8 protein-coding genes are annotated in these 7,172 nt (G+C 59.9%); 1 reads left to right on the top strand and 7 read right to left on the bottom strand.

Going from position 1 to position 7,172, the window contains the following annotated elements; all coding sequences use genetic code 11:
* Positions 1-60: 60 nt before the first annotated feature.
* A complete protein-coding gene (locus QZL71_RS09395) occupies positions 61-1,608 on the bottom strand; it encodes an RsmB/NOP family class I SAM-dependent RNA methyltransferase (RefSeq protein ID WP_294648574.1) in 1,548 nt (515 codons plus the stop codon).
* Positions 1,609-1,713: 105 nt separating this feature from the next.
* On the opposite strand from QZL71_RS09395, the gene QZL71_RS09400 reads away from it, so the two are divergent.
* Positions 1,714-1,896, top strand: a complete 183-nt coding sequence (locus QZL71_RS09400; protein WP_097775376.1) for a hypothetical protein — start codon at positions 1,714-1,716, stop codon at positions 1,894-1,896.
* 117 nt (positions 1,897-2,013) lie between these two features.
* Here the strand turns inward: QZL71_RS09400 and QZL71_RS09405 are convergent, their stop codons facing one another.
* The 6 genes from QZL71_RS09405 to QZL71_RS09430 all read right to left on the bottom strand — a co-directional run bounded on the left by QZL71_RS09405 (position 2,014) and on the right by QZL71_RS09430 (position 7,040).
* On the bottom strand, positions 2,014-2,418 hold the full coding sequence (locus tag QZL71_RS09405) for a Mini-ribonuclease 3 (protein ID WP_005945912.1): 405 nt from the start codon (positions 2,416-2,418) through the stop codon (positions 2,014-2,016).
* A gap of 9 nt (positions 2,419-2,427) precedes the next feature.
* Positions 2,428-3,711, bottom strand: coding sequence for a GTPase ObgE (gene obgE, locus QZL71_RS09410; RefSeq protein WP_294648575.1), 1,284 nt, complete (start codon positions 3,709-3,711; stop codon positions 2,428-2,430).
* A 243-nt stretch (positions 3,712-3,954) separates the two neighbouring features.
* Positions 3,955-4,206 (bottom strand): 50S ribosomal protein L27, encoded by a 252-nt coding sequence (gene rpmA / locus QZL71_RS09415; RefSeq protein ID WP_005945908.1) that lies wholly within the window; start codon positions 4,204-4,206, stop codon positions 3,955-3,957.
* A 14-nt stretch (positions 4,207-4,220) separates the two neighbouring features.
* Complete coding sequence (gene rplU, locus QZL71_RS09420; protein WP_294648576.1) at positions 4,221-4,532, bottom strand: 50S ribosomal protein L21; 312 nt, start codon at positions 4,530-4,532, stop codon at positions 4,221-4,223.
* A gap of 148 nt (positions 4,533-4,680) precedes the next feature.
* Positions 4,681-5,733, bottom strand: coding sequence for a prolipoprotein diacylglyceryl transferase (gene lgt, locus QZL71_RS09425; protein ID WP_294648577.1), 1,053 nt, complete (start codon positions 5,731-5,733; stop codon positions 4,681-4,683).
* Positions 5,730-7,040: an EF-P 5-aminopentanol modification-associated protein YfmH gene (locus QZL71_RS09430; RefSeq protein WP_294648578.1), complete on the bottom strand. Its 1,311-nt coding sequence runs from the start codon at positions 7,038-7,040 to the stop codon at positions 5,730-5,732. Before QZL71_RS09430 ends, lgt begins: the two co-directional genes overlap by 4 nt.
* Between the last annotated feature and the right edge of the window lie 132 nt (positions 7,041-7,172).

A 7,172-nucleotide genomic window follows, 5' to 3' on the forward strand; every position in this document is an offset into this window, starting at 1 on the left:
CAAGCCTTATCCGCCCGGTTTTCAGCATTCTGCGCGGAAAAATGCGCTTTTTCTGCCCGTTTACAGCAGCCGCAGCGCCTTGGGATAATGGTTTTTCACCCGCCCGCCGGATACCTTGCCGCCGCCCAGCGGCCAGCCGTCCACCGTCACGCAGCACCAGCCGTCAGCAGCGATGCGGGCTTCCACCTCACGGCCGGAAAGATACTCCACGCAGCGCGGGTCATCAAGGGTGAGTTCTTCGCGGTTTACGCACTGTGCGCCAAATGCCGTGAACAGATGGTGCTCCGGCACAAAGCGGCCTTTCTGCACGCTGCCCACAAATACGCCCGCCCGCAGCACATGCAGGTTCGTCTGCGGGAACGGCACCGGCAGCAGCACACCGCCGCCGTGCACCACAGCCGGGCGGTCAACCAGCGCCGGGAAATACTGCCCGGCAAACGCGTGCCATGCTGCAAGGCTCTGGGCAGGACTTGTCTCCCCTGCCTGTGCTTCGCGGCTGCGCTTGTCACCCTGCACCGCTTCCCGGCAGGCACGGGCATTCTCGCGGCGGGCACTGCGGGCATCCGGGGTCTTGGCAGGCTTGCCGCCCTTCCCCTTGGCCTTTTTGCCCGCAGCTTCCGCTGCTGCCAGCCAGAGCTGTTCTTCGGCAGTGTACTCGCCCTCTGCGGGCAGAACGCGCGGAGTGCCAGCTTTGACGAGCCGGGCCATAAAGTGGCCCTCGCCGCCCTGACAGGGCCAGATACGGCGCACCTTGCTCACATCCAGCGGCAGACCGCCGGTGCGGTTGGCTTCGCCCGCGCTGCCAAAGGTGTAGTCCACATTTCCCAAGGCATCCGCAAGGGTGAACTCCGGGTGGCGCTGCAGGAACGCCGCCACCTGTCCCTCGTCCTCCTCGGGTGCAAAGGTGCAGGTGGAATACACCAGCTGCCCGCCCGGGGCCAGCACAGCGGCTGCACAGTCCAGAATTTCTGCACCCAGCTCAGCACACTGCTTCACCAGCGCTTCACAGTGCTGCTGACGGGCCACCGGCTCCTTGCGGAACATGCCCTCGCCGGAACAGGGTGCGTCCACCAGCACCCGGTCAAAAAATTCCGGCAGCGCATCCGCAATGCGGGCAGGTGCTTCGTTCAGCACCACTGCATTGGGCACGCCCATGCGTTCCAGATTGCTTTTCAGGATATCCGCACGAGCTGCAACGTATTCGTTGCTCACCAGCACACCCCGGCCCTGCAGCGCCGCCGCCAGCTGGCTGCTTTTGCCGCCGGGCGCGGCGCACATGTCCAGCACACGCATCCCGGGCTGCACGCCCAGCAGCGGTGCCGCCGAGGACGCAGACGGCTCCTGCGAGTAGAACACGCCCGCATGGTGGTACGGATGCCGCCCGGGCCGGAATTTCAAATCATCCGGCTGATGCACCACGAATGCCGCCTTGCAAAAGGGCGATGCTTCCAGTGGGAAATCGGCTTTTGCGGCAAACTGCTCCGGTGAGCTGCGCAGGGCCGACACCGTTACGCCGCGCTCCGCCGTTTCCTGCGGGGCTGCATACAGGACATCGAACCGGTCTCCCAGCAGAGCGCGCTCCCGCTGTTCAAAATATTCCATGGGCATTCTGCATTCCTCCTGTGGGATGTATAAAGCCGCCGTCTGCGGCCAAACTAGGTCTTGTGAGGGGCACACCGCCCCGCACGGAAAACCGAAAGGAGATCATTCACTATGGCAACCGAAAACCGCAGCAATAACTGCAAGAATCAGACCTCGAACCGCACGTCCAACCAGACCACCAACAGCGCCACCAACGAGCACAAGCACCCCAACCAGTACACCAAGGGTGCCGACGATGAGAGCGCCAAGAACTCCACGAGCAGCCGTTCCAGCAACGCCAAAAACAGCCGCTAACGCTGCCCTTCGCGCCTGATGGACCACGGGCGCGAACCTCTGATCTTTCTCAAATCGCAAAGCCCGCTGCCCTCCGGCACTGTTTTCCAGTGCGGAAAGCAGCGGGCTTTCGCGTTTTTATTTTTCGTTGGGGTCGAACTGCTGCCACAGTGTTTCAAACAGCTCGTGCACACGGCCCAGCTGACCGTTCAGATACAGCCAGCCCAGCAGGCACTCGAAGCCGGTGGAAGCACGGTATTCCTCCGGGGAAGCGTGCTTTGCCACGCTGGCCTTGCTGGCGTTGCGGCCCCGCTTGAACACGGCCAGTTCGTCCTCAGTGAACAGCGGCTCCAGCAGCTGTTCCTCCCGGAACTGTGCCCGGGCCGAGACGTATTTGACCTTTTCTGCGTTGAGCTTTCCGGCAGACAGGCGGTGATGCTCCACCAGACGCTGTCGCACCAGCAGTTCCAGCACGCTGTCGCCCACAAAGGCCAGCGCCAAGGGGCTAAGCTCCCGCGGGTCGATCTTTTCAGGTTCGTTCATAGTGACCTCTTAGAAGATATAATCGAACTGGTAATCGCCAATGAGAATGGTGTCGTTCTCCTGCACGCCCTTTGCCACCAGAGCGTCCAGAATGCCGCTCTCACCCAACTGACGCTGGAAGAACTGCAGGCTTTCGTAGTCGTCCACATTGCTGCCGGCCAGAATGTATTCCAGCCACGGGGCTTCCACGCTCCACACATGGGCTTCCATGCGCTTGATCTCAAACGCACGGTCGTTGGCCTTGGGTTCGGGCTTCTTGTACTCGGGAGCAAACACCGGCACCGGCGGGATATCCTTCAGGCGGCTATACACGAGGCCCGGCAGTTCCTTCACGCCCTGCATCGTAGCGGCAGAGATGGGCACAAAGGTCAAGCCCTTGCCCTCCACATACTTGCGGAAAGCTTCGATCTGCTCCTCGGTGGCCAGATCGCACTTGTTGCCAATGACGATCTGCGGGCGCTCAGCCAGCACAGGGCTGAACTTTGCCAGCTCCTCGTTGATCTTTTCAAAATCCTCAATGGGTTCACGGCACTCGCTGCCAGAAACATCCACCACATGCAGCAGCAGGCGGCAGCGCTCCACATGGCGCAGGAAGTCATGTCCCAGACCGATGCCCTCGCTGGCACCCTCGATCAGGCCGGGGATGTCGGCGCAGACAAAGCTTGCGCCCTCCGCCACGGATACAACGCCCAGCGTGGGCACCAGCGTGGTGAAGTGGTAGTTTGCGATCTTAGGCTTGGCTGCGCTGATGGTGGAAATGAGGGTGGACTTACCCACATTGGGGAAGCCGATCAGACCCACATCGGCGATCAGCTTCAGCTCCAGCGTCACCTGAATGTCTTCGCCGGGCATACCGGGCTTTGCAAACTTGGGGATCTGTCGGGTGGGAGTGGCAAAATGCGCATTGCCGTAGCCGCCGCGGCCACCCTTTGCAATGGTGACTGGGGTGTGGTCGGACAGGTCCGCAATGACAAGGCCGCTCTCGGCGTCCTTGATGACGGTGCCCAGCGGCACCTTGATGACAAGGTTCTCCGCGTTTTTGCCGTGGCACAGGCTTGCACCGCCCTTGCCACCCTCCGGGGCCACATACTTGCGCTTATAGCGGAAATCCATCAGGGTGGTCAGGTGATCGTCCACCACAAAGATGATATCGCCGCCGCGGCCGCCGTCGCCGCCGTCCGGGCCGCCAGCGGCCACGAATTTTTCACGGTGAAAGCTCACCGCACCGTCGCCGCCCTTGCCCGCGTGGAGCCATATCGTGGCGATGTCGATAAAGTTGGTTTGTGCTGCCATACAGCCCCTCCTTAGTTTTATATGTTCGTTTATTCCCCTTTCCTTGCCGGGAACTCCTTCCGGCATCGCTGCACGATGCCACCTCCCTCAAGGAGGGAGGCTTTAAGGCCCCCTCCCCGAGGGGGCTGTCGCCACAGGCGACTGGGGGAGTTTCTACCAGACAGTCAAAAAGAGAATTCTTCATCAAAAAGAGCCGGGCCACGAGGGTCCGGCTCTCTACGTTTTGCAGTTATCCGAAAGAAGTTACTGCTTGACGCTGCACTTCTTGCCGTCTTTACCCACGCGCTCGAAACGGACGGTACCGTCCACCAGAGCAAACAGGGTGTCATCGCTGCCCTTGCCAACGTTCTCACCCGGCATGATGTGGGTGCCACGCTGACGAACCAGGATGTTGCCGGCCAGAACGAACTGACCGTCTGCACGCTTGGTGCCCAGACGCTGTGCTGCGGAATCGCGGCCGTTCTTGGTGCTGCCTACGCCCTTTTTATGTGCCATTGTAATTTACCTCCTTAGCCGTTGATCGCAGTGATCTCAACCTTGGTGAAGGGCTGACGATGGCCCATACGGCGAGCACTGTGCTTCTTTGCGCGATAGGTGATGATGTTCAGCTTCTTGCCCTTGCCATTCTTGATAACCTTGGCAGTAACGGTAGCACCCTCAACAACAGGAGCGCCAACCCTCACAGAACCCTCCTCGCCAATAGCGAGAACCTGATCAAACTTCACTTCGGAGTCGGCCTCAACGTCCAGCTTCTCGATGTAGACGATGTCGCCCTGCTCCACGCGGTACTGCTTACCGCCGGTAACAATGATTGCGTACATTTTGTTCATTCCTTTTCGTTGTACTCGCTGGTCGTAAAGGCAGGCCCTTACACTGGGCCATTTCAGGCGCCCACACCATGCGGCTAGAATATTATAGCAAAAAAACGATGGAAATGCAAGAGGAATTTTCCTCTTTCCGAAGGATTTTTTATTTTTCCGTCTTTCTGCTTTCCGCGATGGTGCGTTTTACTTCGGCATTATACGCTTCGGTGCGCTCCACGAAGAGCTTGCGCGGGCTGGAGGCCAGCAGTTCAGTATCTGTATCCGTCATCAGACTGATAACAGTTTTTCCTTTGCTCAGCTTATTGACTGCGGCTTTGTTGTCCGCCGTCATTGCCAGCTTTACCATCAGGGGCTTGTCCTTGAACTTGTGGGTGAAGTAAATTTCCGCAGCCACACCGACTACCACAGCGATACCTGCCACCAGCTGGGATGCCCGCAGACCAATGGAGGGCACCAGCATCAGACTGTCGGTGCGCAGGGCTTCGATCCAGAAGCGGCCCGCGCCGTACCAAATCATATACCGCAGGGCAATGTCACCGTTGAACTTGCGCTTTTTAATGTAACGGAACAGCAGGAGAAAGCCCACGAAGCACCAGATGCTTTCGTACAGGAAGGTGGGATGCACCGGCAGATTCGGGTCAATGGTCACGCCGCTCTGGGCCGTGACTGTGCTGCCCATCAGGTAAGCGCGGGTCGTTTCGCTGAACATGCCCCACGGCAGGGTGGTGTTGCAACCAAAGGCCTCCTGATTGAAGAAGTTGCCCCAGCGGCCGCAGCCCTGTCCCAGCAGAAAACCCATAGCGGTCAGGTCGAACATGGGCAGCACCGGCACGCCCCGCCGTTTGCAGGCCAAGCCACCGAACAGAAAGCCGCCGATGATGCCACCGTAGATGGCAAGGCCGCCATCCCGAATGGCGATCATCTCCCAGATGCTTTCGTATTTAAAGGGTGCCATGGCCACATAGTAAGCGCGGGCGCTGACAATGCCCAGCACGATGCCGATCAAGATCACGTCCACCATGCTGTCCGGGTCCACGCCGAACTCGATGCTGTGGCGGAACGCAAATACCAGCGCCAGACAGATGCCAAAGGCAATGCACACGCCATACCAGTAAATATTGAACCCGCCAATGGAAAGGGCCACGCGGTTGATCTCAAAGCTCAGGCCCAGCCCCGGGAACTGCACCAGATTTGTCATTCTGCTTCCTCCTCGTTCTCGGCCAGCGGCGCAGTGCCATCTGGCAAAATATCCATCACAGCCATGCGGTCGGTGCTGAGGATGTGCTGCAGCGCAGCGTCCGCATCCTCGGCAGTCAGCCCTGCCAGCATGGTGATCTGCTGCGCCACCGTCTGGCCGGAGAGGGCAAAGTCTGCCATCTGGCTGGCCGAGTCCTCCACATTTTCCAGATTTTCGATCAGCTGGCCGTACTTTTCGTTCTTGCACAGGGTAAAGATCTCCCGGTCCACACCCGCGGCACGGATGCGGGCGATCTCGTCCAGAAGCATCTGCTTCACGGCATCGGGGGCATCGCTCTCGCCGGTGAACAGGATGCAGCAGCAGCCGTCCACCCGCAGCACTTCCCCGCCAAAGCCGGGGTTCACAAGGCCTCCGTCGTACAGACGGCGGTACAGCGGCGACATGCCGCCTGTGATGCAGCTCAGGATCAGATCATACAGCGCTTCAGTGCGCAGATCGTTCGGGGGCAACGGCTTCTCCTTGAAGCCCACGCCGAAGCAGGGCTTGGACACCGGCATTTTCAGGGTCTTATGGGCTGCCGCCAGCGTCATGGGTTCCGGCTTCCACAGCCGCTGCACTCTTTCGGTGCTGCGCGGTCTCATCAGGCCGTGGCGCTCACAGGCAGCCAGGATCTGCTCCATGGTAGTGTTGCCGGCAGCCGCCAGCACCATATTGCCCGGTGCATAGAAGGCTTTGCAGCTGTCGTAAAGCATCTCCGGCGTGATCTCAGCAATGCTCTCCACCGTGCCCGCGATATCGCTGCGGATGGGATGCTCGTGGTACAAGCACTCGAACAGGCCGGTGATGAGCCGCCAGTCCGGGCTGTCATCGTACATTTTGATCTCCTGCCCGATGATGCCCTGCTCCTTGGCGATGGTCTGCTCGGTAAAGTACGGATGAGTCACCATGCCCAGCAGCACATCCAAGCTTTCGTCCAGCTGCTGGGTCGCAGTGAACAGGTAGCAGGTGCGGTCAAAGCTGGTAAATGCGTTGGCATTGGCACCGGTCTTGGCATACTTTGCAAAGGCATCGCCGTCCTGATCTTCAAACATCTTGTGCTCGAGGAAGTGTGCCACGCCTGCAGGCAGATGCACCTCTTTGCCGTCCAGCCGGAAATCCCGGTCAATGGAGCCAAAGCGGGTAGCAAAAATGACATGAGTGCTGGAATAGCCCGGCATGGGCCGCACGATAACGGTCAGTCCGGAGGGCAGGGTCTGCCACTGGTCAGCCACGGTCTTTTCCAGCAGGGTCTGGTTATTCTGCGGCATGAGCGGCCACCTCCTTTGTGAGCAGATAGCTGACCGAGAGGGTCAGTTTGCGCAGGATGGCGCGCACGTCGTCCTTGGTCACGGCCTGCAGAGCGGCGCGGGCTTCGGCGGGTGTCTGCACCTTGGCCGGGT

The sequence above is a fragment of the uncultured Faecalibacterium sp. genome (assembly GCF_900066275.1).
GTDB lineage: Bacteria > Bacillota > Clostridia > Oscillospirales > Ruminococcaceae > Faecalibacterium > Faecalibacterium taiwanense.